This is a genomic window from Streptomyces milbemycinicus (assembly GCF_002154605.1).
Taxonomy (GTDB): domain Bacteria; phylum Actinomycetota; class Actinomycetes; order Streptomycetales; family Streptomycetaceae; genus Streptomyces; species Streptomyces milbemycinicus.
This window is the reverse complement of record NZ_MUNE01000026.1, coordinates 238-20,772: the sequence shown is the minus strand read 5'-3', so window position 1 is coordinate 20,772 and position 20,535 is coordinate 238. Positions and strand designations below refer to the sequence as shown.

Here is a 20,535-nt window from a genome sequence, read left to right as displayed (position 1 = left end):
GACGTGGCTTACGTGACAGCTGACGTGGCTGACGTGACAGCGATGGCAGGAGAGGAGGGACGTCGAGGATGAGCACCAAGGACTTCGTCGAGAAGGACTACTACAAGGTCCTCGGCGTCCCCAAGGACGCCACCGAGGCGGAGATCAAGAAGGCGTACCGGAAGCTCGCCCGCGAGTTCCACCCGGACGCCAACAAGGGCGACGCCAAGGCCGAGGAGCGCTTCAAGGAGATCTCCGAGGCGAACGACGTCCTCGGCGACCCCAAGCGGCGCAAGGAGTACGACGAGGCCCGCGCCCTGTTCGGCAACGGCGGATTCCGCCCGGGGCCGGGCGCGGGCGGCCCCGGCAACTTCAACTTCGACCTCGGCGACCTCTTCGGCGGCGCCCAGGGCGGGGGCGGCGCCGGTGCCGGCGGCTTCGGCGGCGGCCTCGGGGACGTCTTCGGCGGACTCTTCAACCGCGGCGCCGGCACCCGTGCCCAGCCGCGCCGAGGCCAGGACATCGAGTCCGAGGTGACGCTCAGCTTCACCGAGGCGGTGGAGGGGGCCACGGTCCCGCTGCGGATGTCCAGCCAGGCCCCGTGCAAGGCGTGTTCGGGCACCGGCGACAAGAACGGCACCCCCCGCGTGTGCCCGACCTGCGTCGGCACCGGCCAGGTCAGCCGCGGCGGCGGGGGCGGCTTCTCGCTCACCGACCCGTGCGTGGACTGCCGCGGCCGCGGCCTGATCGCGCAGAACCCCTGCGACACCTGCAAGGGCAGCGGGCGCGCCCGCAGCGCCCGCACCATGCAGGTCCGGATCCCCGCGGGCGTCAGCGACGGCCAGCGGATCCGGCTGCGCGGCAAGGGCGCCCCGGGCGAGACCGGCGGCCCCGCCGGCGACCTGTACGTGGTGGTCCATGTGGACCCCCACCCGGTCTTCGGCCGCAAGGACGACAACCTCACCGTCACCGTGCCCGTCACCCTCCCGGAGGCGGCGCTCGGCGGCGAGATCAAGGTCCCCACGCTCGGCGGCCCCCCGGTCACCCTCAAACTGCCGGCCGGCACGCCCAACGGCCGCACGATGCGCGCCCGCGGCAAGGGCGCGGTGCGCAAGGACGGCACCCGCGGCGACCTCCTGGTCACCGTCGAGGTCACCGTCCCCAAGGACCTCAGCGACGAGGCGCGCGAGGCGCTGGAGTCGTACCGAGAGGCGACCGCGGGGGAGGACCCGCGGGCGGAGCTGTTCCAGTCCGCGAAGGGAGCGTGACCCGATGGAGACGTCTGGCCGAGGAATCCCCGTAGGCCCCGGAGGCAGGAGTGGTACGGGCGGGGCGAGGAGCCGCAACCCGTACGAGCTGACCGACGAGTCGCCGGTGTACGTCATCTCGGTGGCCGCCCAGCTCTCCGGGCTGCACCCGCAGACCCTGCGCCAGTACGACCGTCTGGGCCTGGTCTCCCCCGACCGCACGGCCGGCCGGGGCCGCCGCTACTCGGCCCGCGACATCCAGCTGCTCCGCCAGGTGCAGCAGCTCTCCCAGGACGAGGGCATCAACCTCGCCGGCATCAAGCGCATCATCGAACTGGAGAACCAGGTCGCCGCCCTCCAGGAGCGCGTCGCCGAACTCCAGTCCGCGGTCGAGGGCGCGGCCGCGGCGATGCAGCAGCGCGAGGCCGCGGTCCACGCCTCCTACCGCCGCGACCTGGTCCCCTACGACCAGGTCCGGCAGACCAGCGCGCTGGTGGTGTGGCGGCCCAAGCCCAAGCGGTCGGAGTAACCTCCGGCCTCGCCACGGCCTCGCCACGGCCTCGCCGGACATCGAGCGGCCCGGTGACCGATCCGTCGGTCACCGGGCCGCTTTGGCGTGTGCATAATCACCGGCATGCGGTTCGGAATCCTCGGCGAGACCCGGGCGTGGCGCGACGACGGGGCCGAGGTTCCGCTGGGCGGGCCGGCCCGCCGGGCGCTGCTGGCGCTGCTGCTGGCCCGTCCCGGTGAGGTCGTGTCGTCCGACCGGCTGGCCGGGGAACTCGACCCGGGCGGCGGGCTGTCGGCGCATGCGCTGCAGTCCCAGGTGTCCAGGCTGCGTACGGCGCTGGGCCCGGCGGCCGCGATCGAGCGGGCCGGAGCGGGCTATCGGATCGTGGTGGCGCCCGAGGACGTGGACGCCTGCCGGTTCGAGCGGCTGGCCCGGGAGGGCCGGGCCGCGCTGGGCGACGGCGACGCCGGGCGCTGTGACCCCGGGCGGGCGGTCGCGCTGCTGCGTGAGGCGCTGGGGCTGTGGCGGGGGCCCGCGTTGGCCGAGGTCGCCGAGAGCGAGACGGCCCGGGCCGCCGCCGTGCGGCTGGAGGAGCTCAAGCTCAGGGCGCTCGAGGACCGGATCGAGGGCGAACTGCGACTCGGCGAACATGGCGCGGCCGTACCGGAGTTGCGCGAGCTGGTCGGCCGCCATCCGCTCAGGGAACGGCCGGCCGGGCTGCTGATACGTGCCCTGTTCGCCGGGGGCGGGCAGGCCGAGGCGCTGATGGTGTTCGAGGAGACCCGGAGACACCTGGCCGAGGAGCTGGGCGCAGATCCCTCCGCCGAACTCGCCGCACTGCACCGGGAACTGCTGAGCGCCGCTCCGTCGCCGTCGCCCGTCGCGCCACCCGCCCAGCTGACGTCCTTCGTGGGCCGGGCCGAGGAGGTGACCGAGGTCGCCGAGCTGTTGCGGGTGGCCCGGCTGGTCACGCTGATCGGTCCCGGCGGGGTCGGCAAGACCCGGCTGTCGGTGGAGGTCGCCGGGGTCGCGGCCGACGAGGTGTGCTTCGTGGCGCTGGCTCCGCTGCGCGACGGCTCGGGGCTGCCACAGGCGCTGCTGGGCGCGCTCGGCCTGCGCGAGAACGGGCTCCAGCTGGGGAGCGGCCCCCGGACGCCGGTCGAGCGGCTGATCACCGCGCTGTCGGACCGGATGCTGCTGCTCGTCCTCGACAACTGCGAGCACGTCGTCGAGGAGACCGCCGTCCTGGCGGCGCGGCTGCTCGCGGCCTGCCCGCGGCTGCGCGTCCTGGCGACGAGCCGCGAGCCGCTCGGCGTCATCGGCGAGCACGTCCGGCAGGTGCGGCCGCTGGCCGACGAGGCGGCGATACGCTCACCGACCGGGCCGGCGCCGTACGGCGCGGCTTCACCGCCGACCCCCGACTCATACGGCGCGTCTGCGCCGCCCTCGACGATCTGCCGCTGGCCATCGAACTCGCGGCGGCACGGCTGCGCACACTCGACATCGACGACCTCGCGGGCCGGCTGGACGACCGGCTCGGGGTCGCGGCCCGTGGCAGCCGTACGGCCGACGAGCGGCGCCGGACGCTGCGCTCGGTGGTCGCCTGGAGCTGGGACCTGCTGTCGGAGCCCGAGCAGCGGGCCGCACGTCGCTTCGCGGTGTTCGCCGACGGCGCGACGGCCGAGGCCGCGCTGCGAGTGTGCGGCACGGACGGCGAAACGCTGGAGTCGCTGGCCGACAAGTCGCTCCTGGACGCCGCGGGCGGCGGGCGCTACCGGATGCTGGAGACCATCCGCGCCTACGGCTCCGAGCGGCTTGATGAGGCGGGCGAACGCGAGTCGGCACGGCGCGCCCACGCCCGGCACTTCCTGGAGCTGGCGCGGACCGCCGACCCGCACCTGAGGCGGGCCGGACAACGGGACCGGCTGCGGATCCTCGCGGCCGAACACGACAATCTGCTGGCGGCCCTGTGCTGGGCGGTCGAGACCCCGGATGTCCCGACGGGCCTGGAACTGCTCGCCTCCGCCTCGACCTATCTGTGGATCCGCGGCGCCTCCGCCCCGGTCGCCCCGTACGCGATCGCGCTGCTCGACGCGGTCGGCGACACGCCTTCGGAGGGGTTCGGCGAGGAGTACGCGGTCTGCGTGCTGCTCGCGGCGTCCGGCAGCGCCGGACGACCGGTCTGGCGGCGGCACCGCGCGACGGCCGAGAAGGCGCTGGCCGCCTCCTGGCCGGGGGACCGGGCGGGCCGGTATCCGGCCGCCCTGCTCCTGTGGCTGATGCGGAACGCGAGCGAGACCGATCCGGGGGGCGCGTTCGCGCTCGTGTCGTCCCAGCGGGACTGCCCCGAGCCGTGGGCACGGGCAGTCGCCTGGTACGTGACGGGGTTCGGGGCGCTCGGCGAGGGAGACACCGAGGCGGCCGAGCGCGCCATGGCCACAGCGGTGGAGGGGTTCCGCGCGCTCGGCGACCGCTGGGGCACCGCGCTGGCCCTGGACGTGCTGGCCGGCCTCGCGGGCGGACGGGGCGACCGGGCGCGGGCCATCGCGCTGACCGACGAAGCCCTCGCCCTCACCGGGGAGCTGGGGGCCCTGGAGGACAGCGCCGACCTGCTGGTCAACCGGGGCGATCAGCTCGACGACCCGGCCGCGGCCCGCGCCGACTACGCGAGCGCCGTCGGCCAGGTCCACATGGACAGCTGGACCCGCGGCCGGACCGCCCTGATCGGCGACGCCGCGTACTGCCCCTCCTCCCTCTCCGGCATGGGCTCGGGCCTCGCCCTGGTCGGCGCCTACGTCCTCGCCGGGGAACTGGCCGCCGCGCACGGCGACCACCGCGTCGCGTACGCCCGCTACGAGGAGGAGATGCGCGAGTACGCGACGGGCTGCCAGAAGATGGGCGACGGCGTCGCCAAGCTCATGGTCCCCCGTAACCGCACCCTCGCCGCGCTGCTCAACGGCTACTACAGGCTCATCCCCTACCTGCCGGGTAAGAACATGGCGACCAAGATCGCCCGCAAGACCGCCGAGAACATCACGCTGCGCGACTACCATGTCCTCGCCAGGCGCTAGGTGGCCGGGCAGACCGATGAGTTTTGCCCGGTCGCGACGTCTGACCTGCTGTCTGAACCATCCACAGCCAGCAGGGAGCACCCCATGTACGCAGCCCTCGTGACCTTGACCATCGACCCAGCCCAGGCCCCCGCTGCCGCCGCCGCGCTGATGGACGACATCCTGCCGAGAATCCGCTCGGCGCCCGGCTTCCTCACCGGGTACTGGCTGGAACCCGTCGACGGCCGTGGCTTCTCGATGACCGTCTTCGAGACTGAGGAGCAGGCCCACGCGGCCACCCCGCCCGCCGTCGGCTGGACGGCACCCGGCGTCACCATCGAGTCCGTCGAGTTCCGCCGCGTGGCCGTCGCCGTCCCCTGACGGCGCCGGGCCCCGCTCAGCCCCAGCCTGGGGGCGGCGTCCGGCTGATCTCGCACCAGACCACCTTGGACGCCGGACCCCACAGCTCGCCGGTGAGCGGGAAGTAATTCCAGCTGTCGGCGAGCAGTCCCAGCAGCTGCAGCCCCCGCCCGCATTCGCTGTCCACGTGGATCTCCCGCCGGTTGGGAGGCGCCGCGCTGGTGTCCCAGACCGTCATGCGCAACCTCTCGGCGTACCACTTCACCCGCAGGTCGGCCTCCCCTTCGGCGTGCACGATCGCGTTGGTGACCATTTCGCTGGCCAGCAGCTCCGCTCGCTCGATCAGTTCAGGCAGCTCATGCGCGGTGAGGGCGGTACGGAGGGAGGCCCGGGCTACGCGGACGGCACGGGGGTCGTGCGGCACGTGGAGGCAGTATTCGAAGGGCGCGACGGCAGGGGTGACGAGGGGCATGTGGGCCTCCTGTGGCGCGGTGGGGTGTGCGAGCTCCGGTCGACCGGACGTTTCGCTCGGTGAGCGTCGCAATACTCAACGTAGGGTGCTACGTAGTACCGGCGCAACCTAGTACGCCAAGTTCGCCCAAACGGTGCGAGCCGTGGCATGGTGGCGCCGCAGCCGCTGAGTAGCAGGGAGTAGGCCCATGCCGCCAAGGAGTAACCCCACCGCCCGTCAGGAGCGGCTGGGCGCCGAGCTGCGGAAAATGCGGGAGCGGGCCGGCATGACCGCACGAGAGGCGGCCAGGCGCCTGGGCGTGAGCCCCATGCAGATGAGCCATATGGAGGTCGGCCGTCTCGGCGTCAGCGAGGAGCGGCTGCGCACGCTCGCCGACCAATACCGCTGCGGGGATGACGCGTTGGTCGACGCACTGGCCGCGATGGCGACGGCGCGTGGGCGAGGCTGGTGGGAGGAGTGCCGCGGCACCCTCGCCTCGACTTCGCTGGACCTCGCTGCTCTGGAGTGGCACTCCCGTGGGATGCGAAGTCTGCAGGTGGTGCACATTCCAGGGCTGCTCCAAGTGGAGCCGTATATGCGGGCCCTGTTCACCTACGCGCGCTCCGTCCACGCCTCGGACCACCTTGAGGCGGTCATCGACTTCCGTCTGCGGCGTCGTGCCGTGCTGGAGCGTGAAGATCCGCCCAGCTTCACGGCGATCATCCATGAGGCCGCGCTGCTGATGAGGGTCGGTGATCGGAAGACGGCCCGCGCACAGTTGGACTCCATCCTGGAGACATCAGAACTGCCCCATGTCACCGTGCGGGTGGTGCCCTTCTCGGCGGAGGGATTCGCGGGCATGGGGTATGCGATGACCTACGCGACAGGCCCGGTTCCCCCGCTCGATACCGTGCAGATCGACCACATGCACGGCATCGACTTCCTGCATGCAGAGGCGCAGCTCAACTACTACCGTGCCCTCCTCAGTACCATCGAGGCGTCGGCGATCAGCCCCGCGAAGTCGCGAGACTTCATCCACCGCATCGCACGAGAGCTGTAGAGGATCAGGACATGCATCAGGCCCGCTGGCGAAAGTCCTCCTTCTCGGGGACAGGCCCGGACAACAACTGCATAGAACTCGCCGCTGCCGACGGCGCGATACACCTCCGCGAGAGCGAGACCCCCGGCACAGCCATACGCACCGCCCCGCGCCCGCTCGCGGCCTTCATCCGGGCGGCCAAAGCGGGGCACCTCGACCACGTGGTCGGGTGAGCCGGGCATTGCGGTGGGTTTGCGTCGCCATCGCGCCCGATACGGCCGTGTAGGCGACGCAAACCCACCGCATCCGCGTTATCCACAGGCCCCGCGCGAGAGGCAGGGCTTGGGGCACTGTGGGGAGATGACGGGGGCGGAGGACACGGTCTCGCTGAGCAGGCTGGCGGGTGCTCAGGGAGGGGTGGTGCTGACTGCTCAGGCGCTGTCGGGCGGCTGGAAGCGCGGTCGGTTGAACCGCCGGTTCAGCAACGAGGGGTGGACGCAGGTCCGCCCAGGGGTGTGGGTGGGGCCCGGGCGTGTGGTGGGACCGATGGTGTTGCTTTGGGCGAACCAACTGGCGCATCCGCGGCTTGTGGTGAGCCACACGGCGGCCGCGGTGTTGCATGACATCGAGACCCGTACACAGGGTGTGGAGTTCACCGGACCACCCGGGGCCAGGACGGAGGTCCACGGCGGCATGCTGCACCGGCTACGGCTCGGCGCGGACGAGATCACGGTGGTGGGCGGGCTGAGGGTGACCACGGTGGCGCGCACGATGGCGGATCTGCTGCGGGCCGGTCCCCGCGATAACGCGCTGGTGGCCGTGGAGTCGGCGGTGAGCAGGCGACCCAGTCGATACGAGGACGTGAAGCGGCGCAGGGAGCCGCTGACGACGCTGGGAGAAATTGTCGGCGCCGTGGAGAGGGGGTCCACCATGCACGGCAGGAAGGCCGCACGGGAGTGGTTGGCCCTGGTGGACCCCAAGGCGGGATCACCGGTGGAGACGATCGCCCGGCTGCGGATGTGCGACGCCGGGCTGTACCCCGAGTCGCAGGTACTGCTCACTACCTCGACGGGCAGGCGGGCGTATCCGGATTTCTTCTTCCGGGCGCAGGGGCTGGTGGTGGAGATCGAGGGCTACCGGTGGCACGGCAGCCGGGCCCAGCATCAGCGGGACACGGTTCGCTTCAACGGCCTGATGTCGTGCGCGGAAGTGCGCCGCATTCTGAGGTTCACGGCGAGCGACGTGCACCGGTGCCCCGGAGCGATGATTCGCGACATCCGGGGCGCCTTGGCACAGCTGTCAGGCGTCGAGACTGCTTCGTAGCGGGCCGAACGCTTGAGGGCGCGGTCTGCCCGCACTTCCCGCTCCATGCCTTGATCCTGCCAAGTCGCCAGCCCCCTTGTTTCTCAGCCGAGCCCACACCCCTGGAGTGACCTGTCTCACATGCTGTCACGGTGACTGATAACGCGGTGTCTTGAGGCCGAACCCCCCGCAACGGAGGAGACACCATGGCTGAGAACACCGATGTTGTCGTGATCGGCGGCGGATACGCCGGCGTCATGGCGGCCAACCGCATGACGCAGCGCGACGACGTGACAGTGACCCTGATCAACCCGCGCCCGAACTTCGTCGCGCGGCTCCGTCTGCACCAGCGGGTGGCCGGGACCCATGACGCGGTCGTCAACTACCAGGACATCCTGGGCAAGGGCATCCGGCTGGTCGTCGACACCGTGACACGGATCAACCCTTCCGAGCGCAGCGTGACCCTGGCGACCGGCGACACCGTCGGCTACGGCTACCTGGTCTACGCGGTGGGCAGTGGCAGCGCCGACCCGCGCGTGCCCGGAGCGGCTGAGTTCGGCTACCCGATCGCCACCCTGGAGGAGGCGCAGCGGCTGCGGCCGGTTCTCGAGGCCGCGTCCGGCTCGGCCGCGGTGACCGTTGTCGGGGCCGGTCCGAGCGGCATTGAGACCGCTGCCGAGCTGGCGGAGCGGGGGCGCCGGGTGACTCTGGTCTGTGGGGGGCTGCTCGGCCCGTATCTGCACCCTCGGGGGCGTCGCGCGGTGGCCAAGCGGCTCGCCAGGCTCGGTGTGACCGTGCTGGACGGACCGGATACGAAGGTGACGGCCGTGACGCGCGATGCCGTGCGGCTCCGCGATGGCCGTGAGCTCCGGAGTGAAATCACCGTCTGGACCGTTGGATTCGGTGTACCGGACCTGGCCGTGCGTAGCGGGCTGAGCACCGACGCCCTGGGACGGCTGCTCACGGATGAGACGTTGACCAGCGTCGACGACGAGCGCATCGTCGCGGCCGGGGATTCGGCGGCGCCGTCGGATCTGCCGTTCCGGATGAGCGCCTATGGCGCGGGTTGTCTGGGCGCACACGCTGCCGACACGGTGCTCAACCGGATCGCGGATGAGCGGCCCGCGCCCATCAACCTGTCGTTCCCGGCCATGTGCGTCGGCCTGGGGCGTGGCGCCGGTGTCTTCCAGCTCGCCAATAAGGACGACATCGCGATAAGGCTCTACATTGGCGGCCGCCCGGGCGCGAAGCTCAAGGAGGTCTCCTGCAACTTCAGCGTCAAGCATTTGGCGGTCGAGGCGCGCAAGCCCGGTTCGCACCACTGGCCCAAGGGCGATAAGCGCCAGCAGCTGTTGCGGGCCAAGCGTGGCGCGGCGCCGGCCACCCTGACCAGGAGCGAGGTATGAGCGACCACGCCGTCAACGAGGCGACCGAGGCCTTTGTCGGCTACCGCAATCTGCTCTTCACCGTCGCGTACGAGATGCTCGGTTCGGCGGCCGACGCCGAGGACGTCCTCCAGGAGACCTGGCTGCGCTGGGTCGAGGTCGATCTGGGGCAGGTGCAGGACCGGCGCGCGTATCTGGTGCGGATCACGACCCGCCAGTCGCTCAACCGGCTGCGCACCATGACGCGCCGCAAGGAGGCGTACGTCGGACCCTGGCTGCCCGAGCCGCTGCTGACCTCGCCGGACGTGGCGCGGGACGTCGAGCTCGCCGAGAGTGTGTCGATGGCGCTCATGCTCGTGCTGGAGACGCTGTCGCCGACGGAGCGCGCGGTCTTCGTGCTGCGCGAGGTGTTCGACGTCGGCTACGACGAGATCGCGGCGGCCGTCGACAAGAGCCCCGCGGCCGTGCGCCAGATCGCGCACCGTGCCCGTCGGCACGTGGATGCCCGCCGCCCTCGTACGGTGGTCTCCGCGAGCAGGACCCGGGCGGCTCTGGAGTCGTTCCAGCGGGCGCTCGCCACCGGGGACATCCAGGGGCTTCTCGACGTACTGGCCCCCGAGGTCGTCCTGATGACCGACGGCGGTGGCGTCAAGCAGGCCGCGCGGCGGCCGGTCATCGGCGCCGACAAGGTGGCCCGTTACATCGTGGGCGGCTCGGCCGGAGCCACGCTCACCGGTGAGCCCACCGTGGTCAACGGCAGCCCGGGGCTCGTTCTGCGGGTGGACGGCGAGACGGACGGTGTCATCGCGATTCGTTTCGAGGACGAGCGCATCGTCGGCCTCTACTACGTCCGTAACCCCGCGAAGTTGACCCGCGTCGGGTCCGAGACCCCGCTGACCCTGCGGTAGTCAGGCAGGCGCGCAGCGGGCGGCCCGTTCCAGCAGGAGGTCACGCTCGCGGGCGTTGTGGGTCTGGGTGGCCGCCCGTTCGAATTCGACGCGGGCCTCCGCGGCGCGGCCCAGGCGTTGCAGGAGGTCGCCGCGGACGCTCGGCAGCAGGTGGTAGCCCTTGAGGGCCGGTTCGTCGGCGAGGGCGTCGACCAGGGGGAGGGCGGCCGCGGGGCCCTGGGACATGGAGATGGCGACGGCCCGGTTGAGCTCGATCACGGGGGAGGGGGCCAGGGCCATCAGCCGGCCGTACAGGGCGGCGATGGTGGCCCAGTCGGTGTCCTCGTAGCGGACGGCCTGGGTGTGGCAGGCGGCGATGGCGGCCTGGAGGGAGTACGGGCCGTGGCCGGCGCGGTGGAGGGCTTCGATGCCGCGGCGGATGAGGAGGCGGTTCCATTTGGTGCGGTTCTGGTCGGCGAGGAGTACGGGTTCGCCGTCGGGGCCGGTGCGGGCCGGGATGCGGGAGGCCTGGAACTCCAGGAGCGCGGCGAGGCCGTGGACCTCGGGTTCCTTGGGCATCAGGCCGGCCAGGACGCGGGCCAGGCGGAGGGCGTCCTCGCACAGGGCGGGGCGGACCAGGTCGTCGCCCGCGGTGGCGGAGTAGCCCTCGTTGAAGATGAGGTAGATGACTTCGAGGACCGAGGCGAGGCGGGCGGCGCGGTCGGCGCCGTACGGGACCTCGAAGGGGACGTCGGCCTTGGCGAGCGCGCGTTTGGCGCGGACGATGCGCTGGGCGACGGTCGGCTCGGGGGCCAGGAAGGCGCGGGCGATCTCCTGGGTGGTCAGCCCGCCCAGCAGCCGCAGGGTGAGCGCGGCCCGGGCCTCGGTGGACAGCACGGGGTGGCAGGCGGTGAAGATCAGCCGCAGCAGGTCGTCGTCGATGTCCTCGGCGGGGTCCTCGGAGTACTCGGGCGGGGAGGTCTCCGTGAGGGCCCGGCCGACCTCGGCCAGCTTGTGCGCGTACGTCTCCTTGCGGCGTACGAGATCGATCGCGCGGTGCTTGGCGGTGGCCATGAGCCAGGCGCCCGGCTTGTCCGGGACGCCCGACTCCGGCCACTGCTCCAGCGCGGCGACCAGAGCGTCCTGCGCGAGCTCTTCGGCGATGCCCACATCCCGCACGATGCGGGTGACACCGGCGATGATCCGCGCGGACTCGATTCTGAAGACCGCCTCGATCGCCTGGTCTGCTCGGTCTGCTTGGTGCGCTCGGTGCGCTTCAGGGCTTGCTCCCGTCACGTCCACCCATCAGAGCAGCCGCGCCAGAACGGGGCAAGCGCGGCCGGTCAGCCCTCGGCGATCTCGCGGACCTCGGCGGTGATGGTCCAGTAGTCCTCGTGGGTCTGCAGGAACCGCTTGGTCCACTCCAGCGCCTCGGCCTTGTCCTTGGCCTGGACGATCGAGTAGCCGCCGATGACCTCCTTGCTCTCGGTGAAGGGCCCGTCGGTGTAGCTGAGCTTGCCGCCGGACCAGGTGACCCGGGTGCCTTCGGAGGTCGGGGCGAGCCCGGCGGTCTCCAGCATCACCCCGGCCTTGGTGATCTCCTCCAGCAGCGCGCCCATGCGCTCCATGAGCTCGGGGCTGGGGCCCTCGGCGGGGGCGTTCTGCTCGTCGATGCGGATCAGCGTCATAAAGCGCGGCATGGTGACTCCTCGGTTCCTTGGTTCCTTGGTTCTTTTTCCTGCTCTCACCCTTGCGTCGAACGGGAGACGGCCGGATCGACAGCCCCGGCAAAAAATCTTGGAAGAATTTTCGCCCCGTGCGGCCCGTGCGGCCCCGTGCGGCCCCGCGCGCTCGGGCGCACGATGGTAAGGACGTCGGCAGGGAAGAGGATGAGTACCGGTCGCCCACCACCCCGTCATCCCCTACGCCGCAACCGCCGGGCGGTGCGCGGCGGCGGGAGCGAGCGCACCGATCGGATGCTGCGGACGCTGCTGCGCCGCCGCAAGGAGCCGCTGACCATCTCGGATGTCACGGTCGTCGACCGGCCGGGGCTGCGCCGGGCGGTCGCCGCGACGGCGGTCGGCAACACGATGGAGTGGTTCGACTTCGGCGTCTACGCGTATGTCGCGGTCACCCTCGGCAAGGTCTTCTTCCCGTCGAGCTCACCGGCGACCCAGGTGGTCTCCACCTTCGCCACCTTCGCGGTCGCGTTCCTGGTGCGCCCGCTGGGCGGGCTGGTCTTCGGGCCGCTGGGGGACCGTATCGGGCGGCGGCGGGTGCTCTCGACCACCATGATCATGATGGCGATCGGCACCTTCGCGGTGGGGCTGCTGCCCAGTTACGCGTCCATCGGCTTCGCGGCCCCGGTGTTGTTGCTGGCGTGCCGGGTGGTGCAGGGGTTTTCGACCGGGGGTGAGTACGCGGGGGCGACCACGTATATCGCCGAGTTCGCCCCGGACCGGCGCCGCGGCTTCCTGGGCAGCTGGCTGGACTTCGGGACGTTCGTCGGCTACTCGCTGGGGTCCGGGGTGGTCACGGTACTGACCGCCGTACTCGGCGAGCGGGGGATGGTGGACTGGGGCTGGCGGGTGCCGTTCCTGATCGCGGGGCCGCTCGGGCTGATCGGGCTGTATATGCGGCTGCGGCTGGAGGAGACCCCGGCGTTCCGGCAGGAGGCCGAGCGGGCGGCGGAGGCGGTCGGCGCCGGGCGCGGGGATGTGGATCCGGTGGAGGAGGCGCGCCAGTCCGGCAAGGGCAGGCTGAAGGAGATCTTCACCCGGCACTGGCAGGCCGTGCTGGTCTGCATGGGTCTTGTGCTGCTCTACAACGTCACCAACTACATGGTGACGTCCTACCTGCCGACGTATATGACCTCCACCCTCGGCCAGGACGCCACCACCGCCCAGGTGCTGGTGCTCGCCACCATGATCCTCGTCGCACTGACGATCACCGTGGTGGGCCGCTCCTCCGACCGCTGGGGGCGGCGGCCGATGTTCATGGCCGGCAGTGTGGCGATGATCGCGCTCGCGATCCCGGCGGTGCTGCTGATCCAGGCGGGCGGGATTCTGATGCCCGCGGTGGGCTGTGTGATCCTCGGGCTGCTGCTGGTGATCTTCGCGGGGACCAGTGCGGCCACGCTGCCCGCGCTGTTTCCGACCCGGCTGCGCTACGGCGCGCTGTCGATCTCGTTCAACATCTCGGTGTCGCTGTTCGGCGGCACCACCCCGCTGGTCGCCTCCTGGCTGGTCGCGACGACCGGCGACAACCTGGTGCCGGCGTACTACCTGATGGCCGCGGGCTTCGTCGGGCTGGTCTCCGCGCACTTCCTGCACGAGACGGCGGGCAAGCCGCTGCGCGGCTCGGGGCCCATGGTGGAGACCGTCGAGGAGGCGCGGAGGCTGGTGGCCGTCAGCCGGGCCCGGGCCGGGCGGCGGGCGCGGGATGTGTGGATCAGGCTGCGCCACCCGTGGGCGGCGCAGCGGCATCACGACAACGGCGGTGAGCGGTGAGCTTCGCCGGTTCGTCCGGCGTGTGCGCGGGCGGGGTGTTCAGGCGCACGATGGAAGTACGGCACAGGAGGTACCGCCATGTTGGAAGTCAAGACGATCGAAAAGCCCGACGAGCGGCGTGACTTTCCCCGGGGCCACATCGAGGTCCTGCACCTGACTGGTCTCGATTTCGCCGTGAGCACCTTCGAGCCCGGCTGGCACTGGACGGAGTCCATCCGCGAGATAGCCGGGACGGACATCTGCGAGGTGCAGCACCGCGGGATCGTGGCCCGGGGGCGGATGCGCATCCGGATGAAGGACGGGGCGGAGTCCGAGGTCGGGCCCGGCGATGTCTATGTGATCCCGCCGGGGCATGACGCGTGGGTGGTCGGCGACGAGGCCGTCGTGGCGTACGACTTCGCCGGCGAGATGGCCACCGAGTACGCGAAGGCGAAAGGTCCGAGCTGAGTGGCGATGGGGGACACGGGCGTCGCCGGGCGAGGCCCGGCGGCGTCCCTTGTGCTCAGGCCCTTGTGCTCAGGCCCGGCCCAGCGCCCTGGTGAGCGTGATCTCGATCAGCACCCGGTCCGGGTTGGGGGAGGGGGTGCGCTCGTAGCGCTCGGCGTAGCGCCGCACCGCGTCCTCGATGAGCTCGGCCTCGGTACGGATCACCGCCCGGCCCTCGAGCGTCGCCCACCGCCTCCCGGCCAACTGGCAGACGGCTACGGGCGCGCCGGAGGGGCCGGCCGCCTGGACATGGGCGACCTTCTGGCTGTGCTTGTTGGCGATGACGCGAGCGATTCCGGCCGCCGGGTCGTATGTGACACCGACGGGGACCACATGTGGCGTGCCGTCGGGGCGCGGTGTGGTCAGGGTGCACACATGGCGCTCGCGCCAGAAGGCGAGGTAGTCGGGGCCGGGGTCGCGGGGGTCGAGGGCCATGGTGGTCAATCTATCGGCTGTGCTGTTCACGGTGGCCGCCGCTCTCGACCCCTCACACTCGAGCACTTGAGTGGAATAGACTCAACTTTACGGATGTTGGGCACGGCAGGGATTGAGTGCCACCAGCGCGATGAGGAGGAGCACGGGGACGTGGACGCCGAGCTGACCAACAAGAGCCGGGCGGCGGTGGGCGCCGCCAATGACCGAGCCGTCTCCGCGGGGCATGCGGACCTGACGCCCGCGCATCTGCTGCTGGCCCTGCTTCAGGGCCAGGACAACGAAAACCTGATGGACTTGCTGGCCGCCGTGGACGCCGATGTGGCCGTCGTACGGGACGGCGCCGAGCGGCTGCTGACCGGGCTGGCGAGCGTGCGCGGGTCGACCGTCGCCCCGCCGCAGATGAACCGCGAGCTGCTGGCGGTCCTCGCGGACGCCGCCCAGCGCGCCAAGGGCCTGGGCGACGACTACGTCTCCACCGAGCATCTGCTGATCGGCATCGCCGCCAAGGGCGGCCGGGCCGGGGAACTGCTGGCGGAACAGGGGGCGGGCGCCAAGAAGCTGCTCGCCGCGTTCGAGAAGGTGAGGGGCGGACAGCGGGTGACCAACCCGGACCCGGAGGGCACGTACAAGGCGCTGGAGAAGTTCGGCACCGACTTCACCGCCGCCGCGCGCGACGGCAAGCTCGACCCGGTCATCGGCCGGGACCAGGAGATCCGCCGCGTCGTACAGGTGCTGTCGCGGCGCACCAAGAACAACCCGGTGCTGATCGGCGAGCCCGGCGTCGGCAAGACGGCCGTCGTCGAGGGCCTGGCCCAGCGGATCGTCAAGGGCGATGTGCCCGAGAGCCTGCGGAACAAGCGGCTGGTGGCGCTGGACCTGGGCGCGATGGTCGCGGGCGCCAAGTACCGCGGTGAGTTCGAGGAGCGGCTGAAGACCGTCCTGGCCGAGATCAAGTCCAGCGACGGCCAGATCATCACCTTCATCGACGAGCTGCACACCGTGGTCGGCGCGGGCGCCGGCGGCGACTCGGCCATGGACGCGGGCAACATGCTCAAGCCGATGCTCGCCCGCGGCGAGCTGCGCATGGTGGGCGCCACCACGCTCGACGAGTACCGCGAGCGGATCGAGAAGGACGCCGCGCTGGAGCGCCGCTTCCAGCAGGTGCTGGTGTCCGAGCCGACCGTCGAGGACACCGTCGCCATCCTGCGCGGGCTCAAGGGCCGCTACGAGGCGCACCACAAGGTGCAGATCGCGGACGGCGCGCTGGTCGCCGCCGCGACCCTGTCCGACCGCTACATCACCTCCCGCTTCCTCCCCGACAAGGCCATCGACCTGGTCGACGAGGCGGCCTCCCGGCTGCGCATGGAGATCGACTCCTCGCCCGTCGAGATCGACGAGCTCCAGCGCTCGGTCGACCGGATGAAGATGGAGGAGATGGCGCTCGCCCGGGAGACCGACGAGGCCAGCAGGCAGCGGCTGGAGAAGCTGCGCCGCGACCTCGCCGACAAGGAGGAGGAGCTGCGCGGGCTGACCGCGCGCTGGGAGAAGGAGCAGCAGGGCCTCAACCGGGTCGGCGAGCTGAAGGAGAAGCTGGACGAGCTGCGCGGACAGGCCGAGCGCGCCCAGCGCGACGGGGACCTCGACACCGCGTCCAAGCTGCTGTACGGGGAGATCCCGGCGCTCGAACGCGAGCTGGAGGAGGCATCCGAGGCCGAGGCCGAGGTCCAGGAGGGCCGCGGCACGATGGTCAAGGAGGAGGTCGGCCCCGACGACGTGGCCGATGTGGTGGCTTCCTGGACCGGGATTCCGGCCGGGCGGCTGCTGGAGGGCGAGACCCAGAAGCTGCTGCGCATGGAGGACGAGCTCGGCAGGCGGCTGATCGGCCAGCTCGAGGCCGTACGGGCCGTCTCCGACGCTGTACGCCGCACCCGGGCCGGTATCGCCGACCCGGACCGGCCGACCGGATCGTTCCTCTTCCTCGGCCCGACCGGTGTCGGCAAGACCGAGCTGGCCAAGGCGCTCGCCGACTTCCTCTTCGACGACGAGCGGGCCATGGTCCGCATCGACATGAGCGAGTACGGCGAGAAGCACAGCGTCGCCCGGCTGGTCGGCGCGCCCCCCGGCTACGTCGGCTACGAGGAGGGCGGCCAGCTGACCGAGGCGGTGCGCCGCCGCCCGTACAGCGTGGTGCTGCTCGACGAGGTCGAGAAGGCCCACCCCGAGGTCTTCGACGTGCTGCTCCAGGTCCTGGACGACGGGCGGCTCACGGACGGCCAGGGCCGGACCGTGGACTTCCGGAACACCATCCTGGTCCTCACCTCCAACCTCGGCAGCCAGTACCTGGTGGACCCGCTGCTCAGCGACGAGGAGAAGAAGCAGAGCGTGCTGGAGACCGTGCGGACCTCCTTCAAGCCGGAGTTCCTGAACCGGCTGGACGACCTGGTGGTCTTCACCGCGCTCAGCGGCCCCGAGCTGGCCCGCATCGCCGAGCTGCAGATCGACCGGCTCGCCGAGCGCCTGGCCGAGCGGCAGCTGAAGCTGGACGTCACCCCGGCCGCGCTGGCCTGGCTCGCGGAGGAGGGCAACGACCCGGCGTACGGGGCGCGGCCGCTGCGCCGGCTGATCCAGACGGCGATCGGCGACCGGCTCGCCAAGGAGATCCTGGCGGGCGAGGTCAGGGACGGCGACACGGTCCGGGTGGACCGGGTCGGCGACGACCTGCTGGTGGGCCCGGCGCAGTAGCGGCGGCCCGGCGAAGTAGCGGCGGCAGTAGCGGCGGCAGTAGTGGCGGATGGCCCGCGGCGGAGGTTTCGCCGCGGGCCATCCGCGTGCTCACCAGCGGGCCGCCGCGGATTGGATACGGGAACAGTCCGCCCGCACTTGCACGCCGGGGGCGGGTGTGAGGGAGGATGGCGGTATCCAGACGAAGGGAAATCCACGGTGAGCATCGACCCGTCCTCGATTCCGAATTTCGGGGGCCAGCCCGAGCCGCAACCGACGGGTCCGACGGGCCCCGTGCTGCCCGACCAGGACCTGGTCAAGCAGCTGCTGGAGCAGATGGAGCTGAAGTACGTCGTCGACGAGGAAGGGGACCTCGCCGCGCCGTGGGAGCAGTTCCGTACCTACTTCATGTTCCGTGGTGAGGAGGAGCAGCAGGTCTTCTCGGTCCGGACCTTCTACGACCGGTCGCACGAGATCGAAGAGAAGCCGCGACTGCTCGAAGCGATCGACGACTGGAACCGCCGCACGCTGTGGCCGAAGGTCTACAGCCACACCAACGACGACGGCACGGTCCGGCTGATCGGTGAGGCGCAGATGCTGATCGGCACCGGCGTCAGCCTCGAGCACTTTGTGTCCAGCACGGTCAGCTGGGTGCGGGCCTCGATCGAATTCGACAAGTGGCTGGTCGAGCAGCTGGGCCTGGAGGCCGATATCGAGTCCGACGGCGACGACAAGCCGGACGACGACGAGGCCTGACGGCCTGAACCGCCCCGGCCTGGGCTGACGCTTGCCTAGATCGGGATGCGGGCCACGGTCAGCAGATACGTCCCATAGACGAAGGAGAGCCCGGCCAGCGCGCCGCCGAGCAGTACGGCGGTGCGCGGCCGGGCTCTCGCCATCGCCATCGCCACCGGGAGCAGCAGCGGGAAGGCGGGCAGCAGGAAGCGCGGCTTGGAGGCGAAGTAGCCGCTGCCTCCCAGGGTGATGGCGACCAGCACCAGCGTGTAGATCAGCAGTGAGAGCGGCGGCCGGTCGGCCGTGAGCAGCGCGAACAGCAGCAGTGCGACGCCCAGGATCACCAGCGCCACGAAGTACGCGAACGCCGCCTTGCTGATCAGCAGGGAACGGACGAACCGGAGGGCGTTCACGCCGAAGTCGAACCGGGACCCCCACTCGTCCTGGACCGCGAAGTAGCCGTGCCAGCTGCCGCGCCGGTAGCCCACCCAGGCCAGATAGCCGAGCCACCCCAGCGGCGAGAGCGCAGCGCCCCCCCACACCCGCCACGACGCACGGCGTCCCAACACCTCGGCGGCAGCACAGCAGCAGACCGCCGCCGCGACGGCGATGCCGTTGGGCCGGGACGCCCCGGCCAGCAGGGCCAGCGTCCCCGCCCACACCCAGCGCCGGGTCAGGACCGCGTACAGCGACCAGGCGGCCAGCGCGGTCAGCAGCGGTTCGGTATACGCCATGGCCTGCACGATCGCGTGCGGCAGCAGCCCCCACAGCACCACCAGCGCCGTGCCCACGCGCCGCCCGTGCAGCCGCTCCCCGACGGCGTAGATTCCCCAGGCCGCCACCCCCGCCGAAACCCAGGCGACCACAAGCCCGGCGGTCACCGCGGTGATGGGCAGAACGGTGGTGAGGGTCCGCATGAGCATGGGGAACAGCGGAAAGAAGGCCATGTCGCTGAAGGGCACGCCGTGCTTGGCGGGGTCCGGCGGGAGGGTGCTGTTGTAGCCGTGCCGGACGATGCCCACGTACCAGACGCTGTCCCAGGAGTAGCCGAGCAGCGTACGCGGATGCTTGCCGACCCACCCGGCCCAGACCGCCATGCACACCAGCCCGATCAGCCGGCTCGCGGCGTACAGCCCGAGCGCGGGCGCGGCCCGGCGCAGCGATGCGCCCAGGCGGGTTGTGGCACGGAGCGGAACGGGGGGCGGCGCCGGCGGCTCCGGGGCCCGTATGGGCGCGCTGGTGTCGGCGGACACGGGGCACCTCCGGAGGGGGGTACACGCGGCTGTCGCGTGCCGGGCCCCGGGAATGCGGCGAGGCCCGGCACACCACGACCATGCGCGCCGCCGCGCCCGCCCGCGACCGGGGTGACCCGTACGGGGGGCTGGGGCCGGCTCAGCCCGCGAGGCTCTTGAGACGGGTCGCGGCCTCTTCGAGGACGCTCTCGCGCTTGCAGAACGCGAAGCGTACGAAGGGGGCGCCCTGGTCCTGGTGGTCGTAGAAGACGGCGTTGGGGATCGCGACGACGCCGCAGCGCTCGGGGAGGGCGCGGCAGAAGGCGAAGCCGTCGGTCTCGCCGAGGGGGCGGATATCGGTGGTGATGAAGTACGTGCCGGAGGGGCGGAAGACCGTGAAGCCCGCGTCGGCGAGGCCGCCGGCCAGCAGATCGCGCTTGGTCAGCAGGTCCTCGCGGATGGTGTGGAAGTAGCTGTCGGGCAGCCGCAGCGCCTCGGCGACCGCGTACTGGAAGGGGCCGGAGGAGACGTAGGTGAGGAACTGCTTGGCGGAGCGTACGGCCGCGACCAGCTCCGGCGATCCGGTTACCCAGCCGACCTTCCAGCCGGTGAAGGAGAAGGTCTTGCCCGCCGAGCCGATGGTGACGGTGCGCTCGCGCATACCGGGGAAGGAGGCGAGCGGGGTGTGCTCGGCGCCGAACACCAGGTGTTCGTAGACCTCGTCCGTGACCACCAGCAGATCCCGCTCGGCCGCGAGCTCGGCGACGGCGGCCAGCTCCTCGCGGGTGAGGACGGTGCCGGTGGGGTTGTGGGGGGTGTTGAGGAGGATGAGCCGGGTGCGGTCGGTGACCGTGGCGCGCAGCTCGTCCAGGTCGAGCCGGAAGGCGGGGCGGGGCCCGGTGACGTCTGGCCGGAGGGTGACCGGGACGCGGGTGCCGCCCGCCATCGCGATGCAGGCGGCGTACGAGTCGTAGTACGGCTCCAGGGCGATCACCTCGTCGCCCGGCTCCAGCAGCGCGAGCAGCGAGGCGGCGATGGCCTCGGTCGCGCCCGCGGTGACCAGCACCTCGCGGTCCGGGTCGTACGACAGTCCGTACCACCGCCGCTGATGCTCGGCGACGGCGGTGCGCAGCTCGGGGACGCCAGGCCCCGGCGGGTACTGATTGCCGCGGCCGTCGCGCAGCGCGCGGACCGCCGCCTCGCGCA

Annotated in this window: 19 protein-coding genes; 13 read left to right on the top strand and 6 right to left on the bottom strand. The window is 71.5% G+C overall.

Translation table 11 applies throughout. The annotated features are described in order from the left end of the window. Positions 1-68 precede the first annotated feature (68 nt). From dnaJ to CCN51_RS02130, 4 genes are all read left to right on the top strand, one after another. On the top strand, positions 69-1,247 hold the full coding sequence (gene dnaJ / locus CCN51_RS02145) for a molecular chaperone DnaJ (RefSeq protein ID WP_014178234.1): 1,179 nt from the start codon (positions 69-71) through the stop codon (positions 1,245-1,247). Between the two features lie 4 nt (positions 1,248-1,251). Beyond that, complete coding sequence (locus CCN51_RS02140; RefSeq protein WP_238545423.1) at positions 1,252-1,755, top strand: heat shock protein transcriptional repressor HspR; 504 nt, start codon at positions 1,252-1,254, stop codon at positions 1,753-1,755. Positions 1,756-1,860: 105 nt separating this feature from the next. After that, entirely contained in the window at positions 1,861-3,639 is a 1,779-nt protein-coding gene (locus CCN51_RS56905; RefSeq protein ID WP_014178236.1) for an AfsR/SARP family transcriptional regulator, read from the top strand. A 1,253-nt stretch (positions 3,640-4,892) separates the two neighbouring features. After that, positions 4,893-5,168 (top strand): hypothetical protein, encoded by a 276-nt coding sequence (locus tag CCN51_RS02130; protein ID WP_014178238.1) that lies wholly within the window; start codon positions 4,893-4,895, stop codon positions 5,166-5,168. A gap of 16 nt (positions 5,169-5,184) precedes the next feature. On the opposite strand, the gene CCN51_RS02125 is transcribed toward CCN51_RS02130, so the two are convergent. Then, entirely contained in the window at positions 5,185-5,619 is a 435-nt protein-coding gene (locus CCN51_RS02125) for an ATP-binding protein (RefSeq protein ID WP_014178239.1), read from the bottom strand. A gap of 187 nt (positions 5,620-5,806) precedes the next feature. Here CCN51_RS02125 and CCN51_RS02120 point away from each other — a divergent pair, with 187 nt between their 5' ends. The 5 genes from CCN51_RS02120 to CCN51_RS02100 all read left to right on the top strand — a co-directional run bounded on the left by CCN51_RS02120 (position 5,807) and on the right by CCN51_RS02100 (position 10,232). Continuing rightward, entirely contained in the window at positions 5,807-6,658 is an 852-nt protein-coding gene (locus tag CCN51_RS02120) for a helix-turn-helix domain-containing protein (RefSeq protein WP_014178240.1), read from the top strand. Positions 6,659-6,669: 11 nt separating this feature from the next. Further along, complete coding sequence (locus CCN51_RS02115; protein WP_014178241.1) at positions 6,670-6,870, top strand: DUF397 domain-containing protein; 201 nt, start codon at positions 6,670-6,672, stop codon at positions 6,868-6,870. Between the two features lie 127 nt (positions 6,871-6,997). Further along, on the top strand, positions 6,998-7,960 hold the full coding sequence (locus tag CCN51_RS02110) for a PDDEXK family nuclease (RefSeq protein WP_014178242.1): 963 nt from the start codon (positions 6,998-7,000) through the stop codon (positions 7,958-7,960). Between the two features lie 185 nt (positions 7,961-8,145). Next, positions 8,146-9,345: an NAD(P)/FAD-dependent oxidoreductase gene (locus tag CCN51_RS02105; protein WP_014178243.1), complete on the top strand. Its 1,200-nt coding sequence runs from the start codon at positions 8,146-8,148 to the stop codon at positions 9,343-9,345. Continuing rightward, positions 9,342-10,232 (top strand): RNA polymerase sigma-70 factor, encoded by an 891-nt coding sequence (locus CCN51_RS02100; RefSeq protein WP_014178244.1) that lies wholly within the window; start codon positions 9,342-9,344, stop codon positions 10,230-10,232. Before CCN51_RS02105 ends, CCN51_RS02100 begins: the two co-directional genes overlap by 4 nt. Here the strand turns inward: CCN51_RS02100 and CCN51_RS02095 are convergent, their stop codons facing one another. Continuing rightward, positions 10,233-11,507 carry an RNA polymerase sigma factor gene (locus CCN51_RS02095; protein ID WP_014178245.1) on the bottom strand — a complete coding sequence of 425 codons (1,275 nt, stop codon included), beginning with the start codon at positions 11,505-11,507 and terminating at the stop codon, positions 10,233-10,235. It abuts the gene before it with no gap. Positions 11,508-11,554: 47 nt separating this feature from the next. Continuing rightward, positions 11,555-11,911, bottom strand: a complete 357-nt coding sequence (locus CCN51_RS02090; RefSeq protein WP_043487328.1) for a YciI family protein — start codon at positions 11,909-11,911, stop codon at positions 11,555-11,557. A 276-nt stretch (positions 11,912-12,187) separates the two neighbouring features. On the opposite strand from CCN51_RS02090, the gene proP reads away from it, so the two are divergent. Then, complete coding sequence (gene proP / locus CCN51_RS02085) at positions 12,188-13,720, top strand: glycine betaine/L-proline transporter ProP (RefSeq protein WP_014178247.1); 1,533 nt, start codon at positions 12,188-12,190, stop codon at positions 13,718-13,720. Positions 13,721-13,798: 78 nt separating this feature from the next. Beyond that, positions 13,799-14,167, top strand: coding sequence for a cupin domain-containing protein (locus CCN51_RS02080; protein ID WP_014178248.1), 369 nt, complete (start codon positions 13,799-13,801; stop codon positions 14,165-14,167). 69 nt (positions 14,168-14,236) lie between these two features. Here the strand turns inward: CCN51_RS02080 and CCN51_RS02075 are convergent, their stop codons facing one another. After that, a complete protein-coding gene (locus CCN51_RS02075) occupies positions 14,237-14,641 on the bottom strand; it encodes a pyridoxamine 5'-phosphate oxidase family protein (RefSeq protein ID WP_043487329.1) in 405 nt (134 codons plus the stop codon). A gap of 150 nt (positions 14,642-14,791) precedes the next feature. Between CCN51_RS02075 and clpB the strand changes: the two genes are divergently transcribed. After that, positions 14,792-17,383: an ATP-dependent chaperone ClpB gene (gene clpB, locus CCN51_RS02070; RefSeq protein WP_086859201.1), complete on the top strand. Its 2,592-nt coding sequence runs from the start codon at positions 14,792-14,794 to the stop codon at positions 17,381-17,383. Between the two features lie 198 nt (positions 17,384-17,581). Further along, the gene (locus tag CCN51_RS02065; protein WP_014178251.1) at positions 17,582-18,118 is read left to right on the top strand and encodes a YbjN domain-containing protein; all 537 of its coding nucleotides are present in this window, start codon (positions 17,582-17,584) and stop codon (positions 18,116-18,118) included. A 35-nt stretch (positions 18,119-18,153) separates the two neighbouring features. Here CCN51_RS02065 and CCN51_RS02060 read toward each other — a convergent pair whose 3' ends face one another. Continuing rightward, complete coding sequence (locus tag CCN51_RS02060) at positions 18,154-19,350, bottom strand: membrane protein (protein ID WP_014178252.1); 1,197 nt, start codon at positions 19,348-19,350, stop codon at positions 18,154-18,156. Positions 19,351-19,489: 139 nt separating this feature from the next. Continuing rightward, a partial coding sequence (locus CCN51_RS02055) for a pyridoxal phosphate-dependent aminotransferase (protein WP_245881562.1) occupies positions 19,490-20,535 on the bottom strand: 1,046 nt, incomplete at its 5' end.